This is a genomic window from Pseudomonas lini (genome assembly GCF_001042905.1).
Lineage (GTDB): Bacteria > Pseudomonadota > Gammaproteobacteria > Pseudomonadales > Pseudomonadaceae > Aquipseudomonas > Aquipseudomonas lini.
Genome location: NZ_JYLB01000010.1, coordinates 51,688 through 68,290 on the forward strand (window position 1 = coordinate 51,688; position 16,603 = coordinate 68,290).

General features: G+C 59.9%; 18 protein-coding genes. 9 read left to right on the forward strand and 9 right to left on the reverse strand.

The window, feature by feature from the left end:
* Positions 1–199: 199 nt before the first annotated feature.
* From TU81_RS24875 to TU81_RS24900, 6 genes are read left to right on the forward strand one after another with little or no spacing between them, the layout of a single operon-like run.
* Positions 200–3,130, forward strand: coding sequence for a monovalent cation/H+ antiporter subunit A (locus TU81_RS24875; protein WP_048397036.1), 2,931 nt, complete (start codon positions 200–202; stop codon positions 3,128–3,130).
* The gene (locus tag TU81_RS24880; RefSeq protein WP_008029186.1) at positions 3,130–3,474 is read left to right on the forward strand and encodes a Na+/H+ antiporter subunit C; all 345 of its coding nucleotides are present in this window, start codon (positions 3,130–3,132) and stop codon (positions 3,472–3,474) included. The genes TU81_RS24875 and TU81_RS24880 overlap by 1 nt, the downstream gene beginning before the upstream one ends.
* Positions 3,471–5,156 carry a monovalent cation/H+ antiporter subunit D gene (locus TU81_RS24885; protein WP_048397039.1) on the forward strand — a complete coding sequence of 562 codons (1,686 nt, stop codon included), beginning with the start codon at positions 3,471–3,473 and terminating at the stop codon, positions 5,154–5,156. Before TU81_RS24880 ends, TU81_RS24885 begins: the two co-directional genes overlap by 4 nt.
* Positions 5,153–5,641 (forward strand): Na+/H+ antiporter subunit E, encoded by a 489-nt coding sequence (locus tag TU81_RS24890; protein ID WP_048397041.1) that lies wholly within the window; start codon positions 5,153–5,155, stop codon positions 5,639–5,641. Before TU81_RS24885 ends, TU81_RS24890 begins: the two co-directional genes overlap by 4 nt.
* Positions 5,638–5,916 carry a K+/H+ antiporter subunit F gene (locus TU81_RS24895; RefSeq protein ID WP_038982602.1) on the forward strand — a complete coding sequence of 93 codons (279 nt, stop codon included), beginning with the start codon at positions 5,638–5,640 and terminating at the stop codon, positions 5,914–5,916. The genes TU81_RS24890 and TU81_RS24895 overlap by 4 nt, the downstream gene beginning before the upstream one ends.
* Entirely contained in the window at positions 5,913–6,275 is a 363-nt protein-coding gene (locus TU81_RS24900) for a Na+/H+ antiporter subunit G (protein ID WP_038982603.1), read from the forward strand. Before TU81_RS24895 ends, TU81_RS24900 begins: the two co-directional genes overlap by 4 nt.
* Before the next feature lie 123 nt (positions 6,276–6,398).
* Here TU81_RS24900 and TU81_RS24905 read toward each other — a convergent pair whose 3' ends face one another.
* From TU81_RS24905 to TU81_RS24920, 4 genes are all read right to left on the reverse strand, one after another.
* The gene (locus TU81_RS24905) at positions 6,399–6,836 is read right to left on the reverse strand and encodes a DUF3995 domain-containing protein (RefSeq protein ID WP_048397043.1); all 438 of its coding nucleotides are present in this window, start codon (positions 6,834–6,836) and stop codon (positions 6,399–6,401) included.
* Positions 6,837–6,964: 128 nt separating this feature from the next.
* A complete protein-coding gene (locus TU81_RS24910; RefSeq protein ID WP_038982605.1) occupies positions 6,965–7,981 on the reverse strand; it encodes an ABC transporter substrate-binding protein in 1,017 nt (338 codons plus the stop codon).
* Between the two features lie 119 nt (positions 7,982–8,100).
* On the reverse strand, positions 8,101–8,304 hold the full coding sequence (locus TU81_RS24915) for a hypothetical protein (protein WP_038982606.1): 204 nt from the start codon (positions 8,302–8,304) through the stop codon (positions 8,101–8,103).
* Positions 8,304–8,774, reverse strand: coding sequence for a hypothetical protein (locus tag TU81_RS24920; protein WP_007907879.1), 471 nt, complete (start codon positions 8,772–8,774; stop codon positions 8,304–8,306). The genes TU81_RS24915 and TU81_RS24920 overlap by 1 nt, the downstream gene beginning before the upstream one ends.
* Before the next feature lie 410 nt (positions 8,775–9,184).
* Here TU81_RS24920 and TU81_RS30855 point away from each other — a divergent pair, with 410 nt between their 5' ends.
* The 3 genes from TU81_RS30855 to TU81_RS24935 all read left to right on the forward strand — a co-directional run bounded on the left by TU81_RS30855 (position 9,185) and on the right by TU81_RS24935 (position 10,201).
* Complete coding sequence (locus tag TU81_RS30855) at positions 9,185–9,433, forward strand: hypothetical protein (RefSeq protein WP_048397045.1); 249 nt, start codon at positions 9,185–9,187, stop codon at positions 9,431–9,433.
* Positions 9,434–9,580: 147 nt separating this feature from the next.
* The gene (locus TU81_RS24930; RefSeq protein WP_007907881.1) at positions 9,581–9,811 is read left to right on the forward strand and encodes a hypothetical protein; all 231 of its coding nucleotides are present in this window, start codon (positions 9,581–9,583) and stop codon (positions 9,809–9,811) included.
* Between the two features lie 150 nt (positions 9,812–9,961).
* The gene (locus TU81_RS24935; protein WP_007907886.1) at positions 9,962–10,201 is read left to right on the forward strand and encodes a DUF2789 domain-containing protein; all 240 of its coding nucleotides are present in this window, start codon (positions 9,962–9,964) and stop codon (positions 10,199–10,201) included.
* A 74-nt stretch (positions 10,202–10,275) separates the two neighbouring features.
* Here TU81_RS24935 and TU81_RS24940 read toward each other — a convergent pair whose 3' ends face one another.
* The 5 genes from TU81_RS24940 to TU81_RS24960 all read right to left on the reverse strand — a co-directional run bounded on the left by TU81_RS24940 (position 10,276) and on the right by TU81_RS24960 (position 16,476).
* Entirely contained in the window at positions 10,276–11,880 is a 1,605-nt protein-coding gene (locus TU81_RS24940) for a methyl-accepting chemotaxis protein (protein WP_048397047.1), read from the reverse strand.
* A 218-nt stretch (positions 11,881–12,098) separates the two neighbouring features.
* Positions 12,099–12,503, reverse strand: coding sequence for a TraR/DksA family transcriptional regulator (locus tag TU81_RS24945; RefSeq protein ID WP_007907888.1), 405 nt, complete (start codon positions 12,501–12,503; stop codon positions 12,099–12,101).
* A 327-nt stretch (positions 12,504–12,830) separates the two neighbouring features.
* Positions 12,831–13,853, reverse strand: a complete 1,023-nt coding sequence (locus TU81_RS24950) for an ABC transporter permease (protein WP_008012126.1) — start codon at positions 13,851–13,853, stop codon at positions 12,831–12,833.
* A 61-nt stretch (positions 13,854–13,914) separates the two neighbouring features.
* Positions 13,915–15,480: a sugar ABC transporter ATP-binding protein gene (locus TU81_RS24955; protein ID WP_048397049.1), complete on the reverse strand. Its 1,566-nt coding sequence runs from the start codon at positions 15,478–15,480 to the stop codon at positions 13,915–13,917.
* Between the two features lie 69 nt (positions 15,481–15,549).
* On the reverse strand, positions 15,550–16,476 hold the full coding sequence (locus tag TU81_RS24960; protein WP_048397052.1) for a sugar ABC transporter substrate-binding protein: 927 nt from the start codon (positions 16,474–16,476) through the stop codon (positions 15,550–15,552).
* Between the last annotated feature and the right edge of the window lie 127 nt (positions 16,477–16,603).

Below are 16,603 nucleotides of genomic sequence, written 5' to 3' on the forward strand. Positions count from 1 at the left end.
GGCAGCTCCTACAGGAGTACGCATTCCCTTGTAGGAGCTGCCGAAGGCTGCGATCTTTTCGGGGATTCCCCCTCTCCGTTGAAACAATGATAAACAGGAATTTTCCGTTTACCTTGTAGGATTCTGCGACAGCTTGGCGTTTGGTGATCCGGGAGCTGGCACGTATGATGCTTCACAAACTTCCGCAGATTAGAAGCCTATGTCCCTGATAGTTCTACTGCTTCTGCCTTTTATCGGCAGCTGTCTGGCGGCCTTGCTGCCGCACAATGCGCGTAACACCGAATCGCTGTTGGCTGGCCTGGTTGCCCTTATCGGCACCGTCCAGGTCGCCCTCTTGTACCCGCAAATCGCCCATGGCGGCGTGATCCGCGAAGAATTCTTCTGGTTACCGAGCCTTGGCCTGAACTTCGTTCTGCGCATGGACGGTTTCGCCTGGCTGTTCTCGATGCTGGTGCTGGGCATCGGCACGCTGGTTTCGCTATACGCCCGCTACTACATGTCGCCGGACGATCCGGTGCCACGCTTCTTCGCGTTTTTCCTGGCGTTCATGGGCGCCATGCTCGGGTTGGTAATCTCCGGCAACCTGATCCAGATCGTGTTTTTCTGGGAGCTGACCAGCCTCTTCTCATTCCTGTTGATCGGCTACTGGCACCACCGCGCCGATGCGCGACGTGGCGCCTACATGGCGTTGATGGTCACCGGTGCCGGTGGCTTGTGTTTGCTGGCGGGGGTCATGCTGCTCGGCCATGTGGTCGGCAGCTATGACCTGGACAAGGTCCTGGCCGCCGGCGATCTGATTCGCGCACATGCCCTCTACCCTATTCTGCTTCCCCTGATCCTGATCGGCGCCTTGAGCAAAAGTGCGCAATTCCCCTTCCACTTCTGGCTGCCCCACGCCATGGCGGCGCCGACACCGGTTTCGGCCTATCTGCACTCAGCGACCATGGTCAAGGCCGGGGTCTTCCTGCTCGCGCGCCTGTGGCCGTCGCTGTCCGGCAGTGAAGAATGGTTCTACATCGTCAGCGGAGCCGGGGCCTGCACCCTGTTGCTCGGCGCTTACTGCGCGATGTTTCAGAATGACCTCAAGGGTCTGCTGGCCTACTCGACCATCAGCCACCTGGGCCTGATCACTTTGCTGCTGGGGCTGAACAGTCCGCTGGCCGCCGTGGCCGCGGTGTTCCACATTCTCAACCACGCCACGTTCAAGGCCTCGCTGTTCATGGCCGCCGGGATCATCGACCACGAAAGCGGCACCCGGGATATTCGCAAACTCAGCGGCCTGATCAAACTGATCCCGTTCACCGCCACCCTGGCCATGGTCGCCAGTGCCTCCATGGCCGGCGTACCGCTGCTCAACGGTTTCCTGTCGAAAGAGATGTTCTTCGCCGAAACCGTGTTCATCAACGCCACGGCCTGGATCGAGATGACCCTGCCGATCGTCGCGACCATCGCCGGGACGTTCAGCGTCGCCTATTCCCTGCGCTTCACGGTCGATGTGTTCTTCGGCCCGACCGCCACCGACCTGCCGCACACCCCGCACGAACCGCCACGCTGGATGCGCGCGCCGGTGGAGTTGCTGGTGTTCACCTGTCTGGTGGTGGGGATCTTCCCCGCTCAAGTGGTCGGCCCGTTGCTCGCGGCAGCGGCATTGCCGGTGGTGGGCGGCACGCTGCCCGAGTACAGCCTGGCGATCTGGCACGGCTGGAACGCGCCGATGATCATGAGTCTGATTGCCATGTCTTGCGGCATCACCCTCTATCTGCTGCTGCGCAATCAGCTCAAGCGCGGGCGCTTCACGCACCCGCCGGTGATCAGCCACTTCAACGGCAAGCGCCTGTTTGAGCGCAGCCTGGTGATCATGATGCGCCTGGCTCGTCGTCTGGAGCGGCGGATCAGTACCCGGCGCCTGCAAACCCAACTGTTTCTGGTGGTGCTCGCCGCGGTGCTGGCCGGGTTGATCCCGATGCTGCACAGCAGCCTGAGCTGGGGCGACCGGCCGAAAATTCCAGGTTCGATCGTGTTCGTCACCCTCTGGTTGCTGGCGATTGCCTGCGCCCTTGGCGCGGCGTGGCAAGCCAAGTATCACCGGCTCGCGGCCCTGACCATGGTCAGCGTCTGCGGCCTGATGACCTGCGTGACCTTCGTCTGGTTCTCGGCACCGGACCTGGCCCTGACGCAATTGGCGGTGGAAGTGGTGACCACGGTGTTGATCCTCCTCGGTCTGCGCTGGCTGCCGCGACGGATCGAAGAGGTCTCGCCATTGCCGAGCAGCCTGCGCAAGGCACGCATCCGCCGTATCCGCGACTTGCTGCTGTCGATCATGGTCGGTGGCGGCATGGCGCTGCTGTCCTACGCCATGCTGACCCGCCAGACGCCCAACGACATTTCCTCGTTCTACCTCAGTCGCGCCCTGCCCGAAGGCGGCGGTAGCAACGTGGTCAATGTGATGCTGGTGGACTTCCGTGGCTTCGACACCCTCGGCGAAATCACCGTGCTGGTGGCCGTGGCCCTGGCCGTGTTCGCCCTGTTGCGACGCTTCCGCCCACCGAAAGAGAGTCTGCAACTGCCGGCGCAGCAACGTTTGCTCGCGCCGGATGTGGTCACCGACCTGGTCAACCCGCGTCACGCCAGCGACACCGCGCTCGGTTTCATGATGGTGCCAGCCGTGCTGGTGCGTCTGCTGCTGCCGATTGCGTTTGTGGTGTCGGTCTACCTGTTCATGCGCGGGCACAATCAACCCGGTGGCGGTTTCGTCGCCGGTCTGGTGATGTCGGTGGCGTTCATCCTGCAATACATGGTCGCCGGCACCCAGTGGGTCGAGGCGCAAATGAGCCTGCGACCGCTGCGCTGGATGGGCACCGGGCTGCTGTTCGCCACGGTCACCGGGCTCGGGGCGATGGCGGCTGGCTATCCATTCCTCACCACCCACACTTGGCATTTCACATTGCCGCTGCTGGGCGACATTCACATCGCCAGCGCGCTGTTCTTTGACATTGGCGTGTACGCCGTGGTGGTCGGCTCGACCCTGTTGATCCTGACCGCCCTCGCCCACCAATCGGTACGTGGTCATAAAACCAGCGCGCAACCCAAGCCCGCGGCCAAAGTGGCTGCCACGCAAGGAGCCATCTGATGGAAGAAGTCATCGCAATCGCCATCGGTGTGCTGGCCGCGTCCGGCGTGTGGCTGGTGCTGCGGCCACGGACGTTCCAGGTGGTCATGGGCCTGTGCCTGCTGTCCTATGGCGTCAACCTGTTCATCTTCAGCATGGGCAGCCTGTTCATCGGCAAGGAGCCGAACATCAAGGACGGCGTGCCTCAGGATTTGCTGCACTACACCGACCCGCTGCCGCAAGCGTTGGTGCTGACCGCGATCGTCATCAGCTTCGCCATGACCGCGCTGTTCCTGGTGGTGCTGCTCGCCTCCCGGGGCCTGACCGGTACCGACCATGTGGATGGCCGGGAGCCTAAAGAATGAATCCGATGGCGCACCTGATCGCTGCACCGATTCTGCTACCGCTGCTGACCGCCGCGGTGATGCTGATGCTGGGCGAGAAACACCGCCCGCTAAAGGCCAAAATCAACCTGTTCTCCAGCCTGCTGGGGCTGGGCATCGCGGTGATGTTGCTGCAATGGACCCAAACCACTGGCGTGCCCGGCTCCATCGGCGTGTACCTGCCGGGCAACTGGCCGGTGCCGTTCGGCATTGTGCTGGTGGTCGATCGCCTGTCGGCGCTGATGCTGGTGCTGACCGGGATCATCGGCGTCAGCGCCCTGCTGTTCGCCATGGCGCGCTGGGACGGTGCCGGTTCGAGTTTCCACGCGCTGTTCCAGATTCAGCTGATGGGCCTGTACGGCGCCTTCCTGACGGCAGATCTGTTCAACCTGTTCGTATTCTTCGAAGTGCTTCTGGCCGCCTCTTACGGGCTGATGCTGCACGGTTCGGGTCGGGCGCGGGTGTCGTCGGGGCTGCATTACATCTCGATCAACCTGCTGGCCTCGTCGCTGTTTTTGATCGGCGCGGCGCTGATCTACGGCGTTACCGGCACGCTGAACATGGCCGACCTGGCGCTGAAAATCCCGCTGGTGCCGGAAGCCGATCGCGGCTTGCTGCACGCCGGCGCGGCGATTCTGGCGGTGGCGTTCCTGGCCAAGGCCGGAATGTGGCCGCTGAACTTCTGGCTGGTGCCGGCCTACTCCGCGGCCAGCGCGCCCGTGGCGGCAATGTTCGCGATCATGACCAAAGTCGGCGTCTACACCTTGCTACGCCTGTGGACGCTGCTGTTTTCCGGGCAGGCCGGGGCATCCGCGTACTTCGGTGGTGACTGGCTGATCTACGGCGGCATGGCGACCATCGTCTGCGCCGCCGTGGCGATCCTCGCCGCGCAACGCCTCGAACGCATGGCCAGCCTGAGCATTCTGGTGTCGGCAGGCATTCTGTTGTCGGCCATCGGTTTCGCACAGCCGAACCTGATCGGCGCGGCGCTGTTCTATCTGGTCAGCTCAACCCTGGCCTTGAGCGCGCTGTTCTTGCTGGCTGAGTTGATCGAGCGCTCGCGTTCGGCCAACGAATTGCCTCTGGACGATGATGGCGAGTTGCTTCCACGGCCGCTGGAATCCTTGCAGCCGCCCAAAGGCTTCAACCTCGATGACGACCGCAAAGCAGTGGTCGGCCAAGTGATTCCCTGGACCATGGCTTTCCTCGGCTTGAGCTTCATCGCCTGCGCCCTGCTGATCATCGGCATGCCGCCGCTTTCAGGGTTTATCGGCAAACTCAGCCTGCTCAGCGCTTTGCTCAATCCGCTGGGTCTGGGTATTGGCAGCGACGAACCGATATCGAACGGAGCGTGGGCTCTGCTCGCCCTGTTGATTCTGTCCGGGCTGGCCTCGCTGATCGCTTTTTCGCGCTTGGGTATCCAGCGTTTCTGGACCCCGCAAGAGCGGCCATCGCCCTTGCTGCGGCGCCTGGAATGCGTGCCGATCGTCGTTCTGTTGGGGCTGAGCATTGCGCTGACGTTCAAGGCTGAACCGCTGCTGCGCTACACCCAGGCTGCCGCTCAAGCGTTGAATAATCCGCAGCAATACGTGATGGCGGTGCTCGGCACCCGCCCGATTCCGAACCCGCAGGCCAGCGCAGCACAAGTGGAGGTGCAACCATGAAGCGCCTGTTTCCTGCACCCTGGTTGTCGTTGGCACTGTGGCTGCTGTGGCTGGTGTTGAACCTGTCGATGAGCCCCGGCAATCTACTGCTGGGCGCCGTGCTGGGGTTCTGCGCGCCGTTGATGATGCGCAAGCTGCGGCCGCTGCCGATCCGCATTCGTCGGCCTGGGGTGATCCTGCGTTTGTTCTTGCTGGTCGGGCGCGACGTGATCGTGTCCAACCTCGCCGTGGCTTGGGGCGTGCTCAACGCGGGCCGTCGTGCGCCTCGCTCGCAGTTCATCAAGGTGCCGCTGGATTTGCGCGATGCCAACGGCCTCGCGGCGCTGTCGATGATCTGCACGGTGGTGCCCGGCACGGTCTGGTCGGAACTGGCGCTGGATCGCAGCATTCTGTTGCTGCACGTCTTCGATCTGGATGACGAAAACCAATTCATCCAGCACTTCAAGACGACCTACGAGCGCCCCTTGATGGAGATCTTCGAATGAGCGCATTGCTGTCGAACGCGATCCTGCTGAGTCTGTTCATCTTTTCGGTGGCGATGATTCTGACCCTGATCCGCCTGTTCAAGGGCCCGTCGGCCCAGGACCGGGTTCTGGCGCTGGACTACCTGTACATCATCGCCATGCTGATGATGCTTACACTGGGCATTCGTTATGCCAGTGACACTTACTTCGAGGCGGCGCTGCTGATCGCCCTGTTCGGCTTCGTCGGCTCGTTTGCCCTGGCCAAATTCTTGCTGCGTGGCGAGGTGATCGAATGAACGCTGAATTGTCTCTGTGGGTTGAAATGGCGGTGGCGATTCTGCTGGTGCTGAGCAGCCTGTTTACGCTGATCGGTGCGGTCGGGCTGCTGCGGATGAAGGATTATTTCCAGCGCATGCACCCTCCGGCGCTGGCCTCGACCTTAGGCGCGTGGTGCGTGGCGCTGGCTTCGATTATTTACTTTTCGGCACTCAAGTCGGCGCCGGTGCTGCATGCCTGGCTGATTCCGGTTCTGCTGTCGATCACCGTGCCGGTGACCACGCTATTGCTGGCCCGGGCGGCGCTGTTTCGCAAGCGCATGGCGGGGGATGATGTGCCGGCTGAGGTGAGTAGTCGGCGCACGGAAACGGGGAGCTAAGATCAAAAGATCGCAGGCTTCGCCAGCTCCTACATTGGTCGTGGTCATCGCAATTGTGGCGTATGACATCAAATCCGTAGGAGCTGCCGAAGGCTGCGATCTTTTGATCTTGCTTGTCCCGAATCAGATCCAGGCCACTGCCAACAACCCGGCCCCCAACACCACACACAACGGCGAATACGCCCACGTATCCAGCCGGGCAAACCTCGATCCCTTCTCCTGCTTGAAGAACCCCACCAGATTCGAATCGCCGATCGCCCGGGCGAACATCAGCATCGCAATTGCGCTGATCACCCATTGCAGCGACCAATGATGCACCGTGGGCAGATACAGCCCGACCCGCAGGCACACCAGCATCGCGATCAGCAGTAAACCCACCGCCACCAGCAACGTGGCAAAGCCCGACGGCTTGAACGCCGGCCTTGATGCCTCACCGCCCTCCCCGGGCACTCGCGGCACCGCCGCCTCGCTGCCCCACTTGCCACCCGCAGCCCAATACAGGTGGACCAGGCTGATCAATAAAAAGATTGCAGCAATCCATTGCGCGACCAAAAGGCTCATATTCAGACATCCAGCGTGAAATGTTGCAGCAGGATGAACTTCCTTACGCGTTTTTGTAAGGGTATTCGCTATCTCCCCCGTAGGGATTTATGTACACCCGAGCATTCCCGGGTGTACATAAATCGGTTTTATTTCAGGGCCGCAGAGACTTTGTCTGCCACATCCTTGGGCACCCAGGCCTGCCACACGTCCGGGTGCGCCTTCATGAACGCCTCCGCCGCTTGCCGTGGCGGGGTGTGTTTTTCGCTCATGTCAGCCAAGGCCTTGTTCAATGCTTCGATCGGCAAATCGACCTTGCTGAAGAACTCGGCAATCTGCGGGTACTGTTTCTGAAATGGCGTGGACACGCCGATGGACAGCTTCGAGGGCAGCGAGCGAGTCGGTTTCGGATTGGGGTTGTCAGCGTCGGTCAGGGTTTTCCAGGCTTCGGCATCGAACGGCGGCTCTTGCAGTTGAATCAGCTTGAAACGGCCGAGCAACGGCGTTGGGGACCAATAATAGAACAGGACCGGCTTGCCGCGACGAATCGACGAACTGATCTCTGCGTCCAGCGCCGCCCCTGAACCACTGCGAAAGTTCACGTAGCTGTCGTCCAGCCCATACGCCTTGAGCTTCTGCTTGTTGACCACTTCCGATGTCCAGCCGATCGGGCTGTTGAGGAAGCGTCCCTTGCCCGGGGTTTCCGGGTCTTTGAACACGTCTTTGTAGCGTGGCAGATCACTGATACTGCGCAGATCCGGCGCCATCGGCTTGATGCCCTTGGCCGGGTCGCCCTTGATCACATACTCCGGCACCCACCAGCCCTCGGTGGCACCCTTGACCGTATCGCCCAAGGCCGCGACTTTGCCCTCGGCTTCAGCCTTGACCCAGACCGGACTGCGACCGGCCCATTCTTCGCCAATGACCTGAATGTCATTGTTGGCCAGTGCGGTCTCCAGGGTAATGGTCGTCCCCGGCAAGGTGTCGGTCGGCAAGCCATAGCCCTTCTCGACGATGATCCGCAGGATATCGGTGATCAGGCTGCCACTTTCCCAGTTCAGGTCGGCGAAATGGATCGGCGCCTGGGCAGCGAACACCGGGACGGGTGAAGCCAATAAACTGAACGTGGCCAGGGTAGTGGCCAGTAACCGTCGAAATCCCTTCATGCTTTTGCACCTCGTGCTGTTCACAGCAATAGCAGGATGGCCTGACAAAGAAGACCGCAAGCCTCTGAATACTCAGTCATCTGACTGTAGTTGAGGTTCCTGCTTTCGAGGGGCGAGGATTACTTTTCGCAAGGTTCCTGCAAGCGAGCAAGCTCTCTTCTGACCATGCTGGCGTACGCCGCCGGACGCAACAGGTAGATCTGTGACGCCACCCAACTCAGCCAGGTTCCCTGTAGAACGGCCTTTTGAGCCAACAGTCGCTGCGCCTCGGCGTGGGCACTGGCCTGGTTCTGTTCGTGGAAATCGGCGCGGGTCAGGGTCATTACTCGCTGGCCTTGAAGGTCACCAGTTCGCCCTTGCGCCACTTGGCGGCCTTGGCAGTCACGGCTTTCAGGGTTTTGGTCAGGCCTTCCTGCAATTGTTGATGGGCTGCGAACACCATCACCACGCTATGACCTTCCTTGAACACAATGCCGTGGCCGTCTGCGGTGGTCACGAACGCGTAATCCCCCAGCCCGTACACCGTCAGCTTGATTTCACGGAACTTGATGTCCAGCTTGCCGCCTTCGCGACTAGGCAACACGGAAGCGCTGAAATGATCGCCGACCTTGAGCTTAAGCCCTGGCTTGTCATCCACCACCAGCGCTGACTCGGTGTCGAGTTCGGCAATGTAAATGCCTTCAGCGTTCTGTTCGGTGATGTAGACGAAACGTGACTGAAACTGTTTAACCAGCTTTGCGCGCAAATCACCCAGTACGAACAAAGCATGCATATCGAGATTACTTACTGCCAAGGAAACATCCCCACATCTGAAAATGACGCCGTACGCCGGAAACGCGCACAGCAGAAAAAAGCGGCAATGCCGAGGTGTAGCCAAATGACCCGGGTCGAATCCTGGAACGGGCAGAGGGCCCATTCATCGCGAGGTTTGAGAAGATTACTGGAACATCCCTCACGTCGTCTTGCCTGGCGGTCGTCAGATGTTGAAGGAAAACGCCCTTCTGACGGCCAGATAAAACCGGATTACCAACTTTAGGGAAAAATCTCTTTAAAAAAAGCACTTTTCCGACATATCGCCAGTAAAAAATTGCTTTAGATGGGCATCAATCGCCAACCATTGATGGCGATTCTAGAGCAGCGATGCTCACCGAGACTACCCATAACAACGTACACACGTCGGTAAAACCACGAAAAGGACTTCATATGTGCACACTGACTCACTTTGCCCAGCCTCACACGCGGTACACAAACGGCTCGCCTCTTCTGCATTCGATGGGACTTCCGCCGCAGGACTTCATGCCTGAAGAGCGTCTACTCCCGCGCTTTCAGGTGGTATTGGCCGGCAACGCCTTTTTCCACATCAAGGAAATATCCACCGGACGTGTAAGAGGTTTCCGCGGCAATCATAACGAAGCCTGCGCCCTTGCCCGCTCACTCGAGGCACGCAGCTGACCATTCATTTCCATAGACGTTTCGTCATGCCGGCGACTTAACTCAGCCGCCGGCAGGCAACTACTGCCATACTGCCCGACCAATGAAACCCGTCCACAGGGCGGACGGCGTTCAATACAACAACTATTTCCAAGGGAAGACTGCTACGTGACGGAATTTGATATCGGTGAATTTTTTATCCGGGGCGAAGCCAGAGAGGTCGAAGGCGAATTCCAGGCCGTCATTATCATGCGCGCCAAACCGCCGTTGACCGCTGTGACGTATCACCAGGTCGAAAAGGATCGCTGGTTCAAGACCGCCGATGTCGCGGCCGTCGCCGCCCAGGAAGCCGCTAAAGCCCTGAAGCTTGCCGTCGATGAAGGGGCATTGAAAGCCTGATCATCGGATTTGCAGTCTATGCTCATTCCTGCTTTTGAAATTCGCTATCGAACTCCTGAAGCGCGGTTCTCTCAAATGCCTCTCAGATGCAATGAAGCCGCACCTCGGATCTCGCACTCGACGCGACGGATTATCTGCAAGGAGATGAAGATGGATTCACCCACACATGATTTGAAAGGCTTGTTCGACCAGCTCGGCCTGGACTCCAGCGAGAAGGCCATCGACGATTTCATTGCCCGTCATTCCCCCTTGGCCGATGACAAGAAACTCATCGACGCCGAGTTCTGGACCCCGCAACAAGCCGGCTTCCTCAAGGAACAACTGCGTGAAGACGCCGATTGGGCGCACGTGGTCGACGACCTGAACCTGCGCATGCACCAGATCCACTAGCCAAGGGTTCAATGCAGGCTGTCGGGCATTTCGGCGCTCAATTGCGCCAACCAGGCAGCCCTGCACGCTTCCTCTCAGCGAGGACGTTCTGGTTTATAACCCAGGCGCAAACCACCCCAATGCCGGCCCTTGAGCATGATCGGCACCGACAGGTCGTGCATCAGTTCACCGGTGTCGCGGGTGTAAGTCTGCAACAGCACGGCCTGTTGATGGCTGCCACAGCGGATCCCGGTGCGGTCGGCGAATTTGCGTTTGGTGCGGTTTTGCAGGGTATCGACCTGCACATCACCGGTCAGCGGCTGGCTGAACACGGTGTTGTGAGTCGGCACATAACCCTGCTGTGTGCAGGCGATGGCGAACACCAGGCCTTCATGGCGCGGCAGCAACGGTTCCTGAATCGCCGGCAATACCTGATCGGTGTAGCGGTCGAAGCGGGTCTGGTATTTGGCCGGGCTGGTGTTGGGGATCGCCTGGTAATTGCGATCAAACAAGTCATCTAGACTGATTCGACCCTGATCGATATCTGCTTCGAAGCGTGCCGCAATTTGACTCGCGCCTTCGCGGGCCAGGTCGTAAATCCGCTGGTGATAGTCATCCAGTCCAACTGCGGCCAGGCGTTCGCTGATGGTTTCGGCCTGCCCTTCCATTTGCACCGCTGCCTGGGCGAGCCGCTGAGTCTGCTGGTCGCTGATCGCCAGATCGCTGCGCATCTGTTCGATGGCGTGGAACAGACTGTCGAGCTGTTCGCGGTTGGTGTCTGCGCCCTGAGCGATTTCCCCGACCTGTCTTTCGACGCCGGCGGCCAGGCGCGCGATGTTTTCCAGGTGCTGTCCGGTGTGCTCGACTTGCGCGACGCCGGTATTGAGATCGCTGGCCAGTTGACGAATCTGCTCCACCACTTGCGCGGTGCGTTGCTGAATGTCGGCGACCATCTCCCCGACTTCACCGGTCGCCGTCGCCGTGCGCGCGGCCAGCCCCCGCACCTCATCGGCCACCACCGCAAAGCCGCGACCGTGCTCGCCGGCCCGCGCCGCTTCAATGGCCGCGTTCAACGCCAACAAATTGGTCTGGCTGGCGATGGACTGGATTACCAGTGTGACCCGCTGGATATCGTCGCTGCGCAAACTCAGGGCTTCGATCAGCTCGCGGCTGCTGCTGGCGCGCTGACTGAGTTGATGCATGCGCGCAATGGACTCGACCAGTTCCGTACGCCCGGCCGCGCTGCTCTGATGAGCTTCACTGGCCGCGCCCAAGGCTTCCCGACTGAGTTTCGATGTAGCGTGTTCGGTGGCGATCATCACTTCGGCGCTGCTGACGATCTGCGCCGCGGCGTTGAGCTGCGATTGCAGTTTGTCCGCCAGTTGCTTGACCGAATAGGCCACGCCGGCGGCCGACAAGGCGTTATGGCTGGTGGTGTAGGAGAGATCGCGAGTCAATCCAGCGATGGCGCTGGTGCTGTCCGCAGCGTTCGCCTCAGGGAGAGTGCGCGAGCGCAGGCGCGGCAGCCAGATAATCAGCACGGCCAATGGCAGGCCAAGGTAAAGCGACCAGCCAGCCAATGCCATGCCGCACAGCAATAGCATCAGGGCGATGCTTTGCAGGGTCGGCGTCAGCCAAAGGTTTTTCGGCAAAAGTACTGGTGCAGGCATTGCCTCAACCAGAGATCCGTCCCTCGTCATCTTCGTCACCCCACGCGTCTTCTAATTGTTGTGATCGCATTAAACGCCACTACAAAGCCATTATCTATGGTCCATTAGTAGTGGGGGGTTGAAGCAGATCAATAGAAGTGCGCGGGTGTTTTCACAGACGTCGAAAAGCATCGCGGGCAAGCCCGCTCCCACAAGGTCCGTGTTGAACCTGTGGGAGCGGGCTTGCCCGCGATGGGGGCGCTACTGAATCAGGCCTGACGCTGGTGCTTGTCGATCTGTTCGTGACGCTCTTGAGCTTCGATGCAGTACTTGGTGGTCGGGCTGATCAGCAGGCGTTTCAGGCCGATGGCCTCGCCGCTGTCGTCGCACCAGCCAAAGCTGTCTTCCTTGATGCGTTCCAGGGCCTGTTCCAACTGAGGCAGCATGCGCTGGTCGCGATCGATGGCGTTCACCAGCCAGGTGCGCTCTTCTTCGACGGAAGCCGCGTCAGCCGGATCGGCCGGGGTGTCCAGGCTCTCGATGGCGATGCGATTCTGCTCGATGCGCTCATGGGTTTCGACTTTCATGTTCTGCAACAGCTCGGAGAAAAAAGCATGCTGCTCGGCATTCATGTAGTCATCCGCCGGCATGGCCAGCAACTTGTCCTTTGTCATTGATATCTCTATAAAAAAACGTGCATTAAGGCGAATTAGGGAGCGATCCGTTGAACCTGAAGCGGTCATTGGAAAGGCGCCGTTTATTCCAAGCGCCACCCGGCACTCAATTTACGAGGGGCGGCAGTCTAAGGCCGACTTGAGGCCTCAGCAACTGAAAAGACAGCAAATCTGTCGGACAAAGCCCTGAAAGTGCGCTACGGCAGGCTTTGAGCCGCTTATCGGAGTGCGTTTATAGCAAGAAATTCAGTCGAGCGGCTGTATATAGAAGACAAACGGCTGCGCCACGCGGGTCAGGCGTGGCGCATTTTCGTGTTTCTTCCGGCTTCAGCGCTTGAGTTTGCGCTTGTTGCGGTACTGGTCGATGACCACCGCCACCACAATAATCAGCCCCTTGATGATGTCTTGAATATAAGCATCAACGCCGACAAAGGTAAAGCCGCTGGCCATGACCCCGAGGATCAACGCGCCGATCACGGTGCCGGTGATCCGCCCGACGCCACCGGCCAGGCTGGTGCCGCCGATGACCGCCGCGGCAATCGCGTCCAGTTCATAAGACATGCCCATCCCGGCCTGCCCGGTCGCGGCCCGCGCCGACGCCACCACCCCGGCCAGGCCCGCAAGCAACCCGGCGATGCTGTAGACGATCACCAGATGCCGCTTGACGTTGATCCCGGAGGTGCGCGCAGCCTGCATGTTGCCGCCGATGGCGTAGGTGTATTTGCCGTACTTGGTGTAGCGCAGGGCGATGTGAAAGATCACCGCCACCACCAGAAAGATGATCACCGGCATCGCGCCGTGTCCGATGGCCGTGTAGGAATCCGAGAGCATGCTCACCGGCTGACCTTCGGTGTAGTAGCGCGCCAGGCCACGGGCCGAGACCATCATGCCGAGGGTGGCAATGAACGGCGGAATCCCGGTAATCGCAATGATGCTGCCGTTGATCGCCCCCGCCAGCAATCCCACCCCAAGCCCGACGATCACTGGAATCCACACCGGCAAGTCAGTCAGGGACGGAAACACCGCCCGGGCAAAATCCGAGGTCTGCGCCAGGCTGGCGGCGATCATCGCCGACAGTGCCAGCACCGAACCGGAGGACAGGTCGATACCGGTGGTGATGATGACCTGGGTCACGCCGATCGCCAGCAGACCGATGATCGACACTTGCAGGATCATCAGCACCAGGCGCTGAGAGTTCATCAGGAAGCTCTGGTCCCGCACGATCCAGCCGAACATTTCGAAGACCAGGCCGATGCCGATCAGCACCAGGAAGATACTCAACTCGGTTGGAAAGCGCCGGCGACTCTTGACCGGTGCCACTGCAGGCTTGTTTTCCAGTATCGCGTTCATAACCACTCACCCTTCAAATGAAATCCGTGTGACGAGCCACAGGACTGTGTTCACCCTTGATTTAATGACACTGGGACATGCCCGAGGCCAGTTGCATCACCCGTTCCTGGGTCGCTTCGCTGCGGTCGAGGGTGCCCATCAGATCGCCCTCGTGCATGACCATGACCCGGTCGCTCATGCCCAGCACTTCCGGCAGCTCCGAGGAAATCATGATCACCGCCATGCCTTCACTGGCGAGGTAGGAAATAAGCCGGTAGATCTCGGCCTTGGCGCCGACATCGATACCCCGGGTCGGCTCGTCGAGAATCAGGATGCGTGGATTGGTCATCAGCCAGCGCGCCAGCAAGGCCTTCTGCTGATTACCGCCGGACAGCGTGTCGATGCATTGCTCCAGCGACGGCGTTTTCACCCGCAGCTTCTTGCACATGTCTTCACACAACGCCCGCAGGGCTTTCTGCTGGATGAAGCCGTTGCCGACGTAATGGGGCAAGACTGCCATTTCCATGTTCTCCAGCACCGACAGGCACGGGAACAGGCCGCTGAGCTTGCGATCTTCGGTCAACAGCGCGAAGCCCTTCTCGATCGCCATGTGCGGATCGCTGATGCGCACCACCTCGCCATCGAGGCGGATTTCACCGCCGTCGCTTGGGGTGATGCCAAAAATCGCTTCGGCGACGTTGGTCCGCCCCGAGCCCATCAACCCGGCGATGCCAAGGATCTCGCCGGCATGCAGGTCGAAGGAGACGTCTTTGAAAATGCCATCCAGCTTGAGGTCGCGTACCGACAGCAACAGATCGCCGATCGGTTTCTCGCGCACCGGGAACAACTGGCTCAGCTCGCGGCCGACCATCATTGAAATCAGGCTGTCACCGTCCATGCTGTCGGCCCGCTGCAGGCCGATGTAGGCACCGTCACGGAACACCGCCACCTCATCGGCAATGCTGAACACTTCGTTCATTTTGTGAGTGATGTAGATGATGCCTTTGCCCTGGCTCTTGAGGTCGGCAATGATCGAGAACAGATGAGCGACTTCCTTATCGGTGATGGCCGAGGTCGGCTCATCCATGATCAGGACATCGGAGTCATAGGACACCGCCTTGGCGATCTCGACCATCTGCCGTTCGGCGATGCTCAGGTTGCCCACCAACTCTTCCGGGTCGAGGTTGATCCGCAGACGCTCCAGCAGTTTGGCGGTGCAACGGTGCATTTCGCGGTGATCGATCATGTGCAGGCCATTGAGCTGCTCGCGGCCGATCCAGATGTTCTCGGCGATGCTCATGTGCGGCATCAGGTTGAGTTCCTGATGGATCATTGCGATCCCGGCCTGGAGCGCAGCCAGCGGTGTTTCGAAGACCACCGGTTTGCCCCGCAGGCGCAACTCGCCGGCGTCCGGCTGGTAGATGCCGGCAATGATTTTCATCAGGGTGGATTTGCCGGCGCCGTTCTCGCCCATCAGCGCCAACACGGAACCGGGACGCACCCGAAGCTGCACGTCGGACAAGGCCACCACACCGGGAAAACCCTTGCTGACGTTGATGATCTCCAGCAGGTACGGCTCATCGACAGGTGTTGCGGTTGGCTGGATACCCACTAACGGGGTGCTCGAAGCAGTCGCTGAAGCGAACATGATCAGGTCCTCCATCAGCAAGGTCGCGGCGCAACCTTGCGTGCTTATTGTTGTTATCGAACGGACGGGCTATTTAAAGGTGTCGACGTTTTGCAGCGTGATCAAGCGATACGGCACCCACACGGCCGACTCGACCGGTTCGTTCTTGGCCATTTTCACCGCCGTGTCGATCGATCCGTCCGCCTGCCCCTTGGCATCCTGGAACACCGAGACCAGCAGAGAGCCCTTCTTCACCGCGTTCAAACCGTCGGGCGTACCGTCGACACCGGCGATCAGAACACTGCCTTTGGCGACGCCAGCCTGTTGCAGGGCCATTGCCGCGCCAATCGCCATCTCGTCGTTGTTAGAGACGACCGCGTCGAATTTGCGGCCCTGGGTCAGCCAGTCGTTGACCAGGGTCATGCCCTTGTCCCGCGACCAGATGCCGGACTGTTCTTGCTCGATCTTGATGTTCGGGTACTTGGTCAGCACCTCTTTTACGCCCTTGGTGCGGTTGGTGGTGGAGTTGTTGGCCAAATCACCAAGCAGAATCACGATGTCGCCCTTGCCGCCCATTTTTTCGGCCAGGTACTGCATCTGCATCTGGCCGGCCTCCAGATCGTTGGAGGCGACAGTGACCACGCCTTTGGGCAGGTTCAGGTCATCGGGACGACGATTGACGTACACCAGCGGAATACCGGCCTTGACTGCTGCTTCAGTGATTTTTTTGGTGGCGGCGGTATCCACCGGGTTGACCACAATGGCGTCGACCTTCTGACTGATGAAGCTTTCTACCTGGCTCAGCTGCCTGACCACGTCGCTGCGGGCGTCTTCGAACTGCAGCTTGACGCCATCGGGATAGGACTTGGCCTTGGTGTCCATGGATTCACGCAGGTAGGTCAGCCAGGTGTCATCGAACTGCGACATGCTGACGCCAATCTTCATGTCAGCGAGTGCGGCGCCGCTGGCGAACATCAGGGACAAGGCCAGTGAGGCGAAACGGATCTTGGTCTTCATGAAAAGTCTTTCTCCACATTCTTGTTGGTTTTATGGATAAGGCGTGACGATTTCAGTGAGTGGGCAAGCGGACAATCGGCGCTCCGGGAATGCAACAGACCAGGGCGCCTTTGCGTTCGATGCAGAG

Excerpts from the sequence above, each read along its gene's own strand:
- TU81_RS24875 (WP_048397036.1), top strand. The coding sequence starts at position 200 with ATGTCCCTGATAGTTCTACTGCTTCTGCCTTTTATCGGCAGCTGTCTG.
- TU81_RS24890 (WP_048397041.1), top strand. The coding sequence starts at position 5,153 with ATGAAGCGCCTGTTTCCTGCACCCTGGTTGTCGTTGGCACTGTGGCTG.
- TU81_RS24895 (WP_038982602.1), top strand. The coding sequence starts at position 5,638 with ATGAGCGCATTGCTGTCGAACGCGATCCTGCTGAGTCTGTTCATCTTT.
- TU81_RS24940 (WP_048397047.1), bottom strand. The coding sequence starts at position 11,880 with ATGACGAGGGACGGATCTCTGGTTGAGGCAATGCCTGCACCAGTACTT.
- TU81_RS24880 (WP_008029186.1), top strand. The coding sequence starts at position 3,130 with ATGGAAGAAGTCATCGCAATCGCCATCGGTGTGCTGGCCGCGTCCGGC.
- TU81_RS24950 (WP_008012126.1), bottom strand. The coding sequence starts at position 13,853 with ATGAACGCGATACTGGAAAACAAGCCTGCAGTGGCACCGGTCAAGAGT.
- TU81_RS24885 (WP_048397039.1), top strand. The coding sequence starts at position 3,471 with ATGAATCCGATGGCGCACCTGATCGCTGCACCGATTCTGCTACCGCTG.
- TU81_RS24955 (WP_048397049.1), bottom strand. The coding sequence starts at position 15,480 with ATGTTCGCTTCAGCGACTGCTTCGAGCACCCCGTTAGTGGGTATCCAG.
- TU81_RS24910 (WP_038982605.1), bottom strand. The coding sequence starts at position 7,981 with ATGAAGGGATTTCGACGGTTACTGGCCACTACCCTGGCCACGTTCAGT.
- TU81_RS30855 (WP_048397045.1), top strand. The coding sequence starts at position 9,185 with ATGTGCACACTGACTCACTTTGCCCAGCCTCACACGCGGTACACAAAC.
- TU81_RS24905 (WP_048397043.1), bottom strand. The coding sequence starts at position 6,836 with ATGAGCCTTTTGGTCGCGCAATGGATTGCTGCAATCTTTTTATTGATC.
- TU81_RS24900 (WP_038982603.1), top strand. The coding sequence starts at position 5,913 with ATGAACGCTGAATTGTCTCTGTGGGTTGAAATGGCGGTGGCGATTCTG.
- TU81_RS24945 (WP_007907888.1), bottom strand. The coding sequence starts at position 12,503 with ATGACAAAGGACAAGTTGCTGGCCATGCCGGCGGATGACTACATGAAT.
- TU81_RS24915 (WP_038982606.1), bottom strand. The coding sequence starts at position 8,304 with ATGACCCTGACCCGCGCCGATTTCCACGAACAGAACCAGGCCAGTGCC.
- TU81_RS24935 (WP_007907886.1), top strand. The coding sequence starts at position 9,962 with ATGGATTCACCCACACATGATTTGAAAGGCTTGTTCGACCAGCTCGGC.
- TU81_RS24960 (WP_048397052.1), bottom strand. The coding sequence starts at position 16,476 with ATGAAGACCAAGATCCGTTTCGCCTCACTGGCCTTGTCCCTGATGTTC.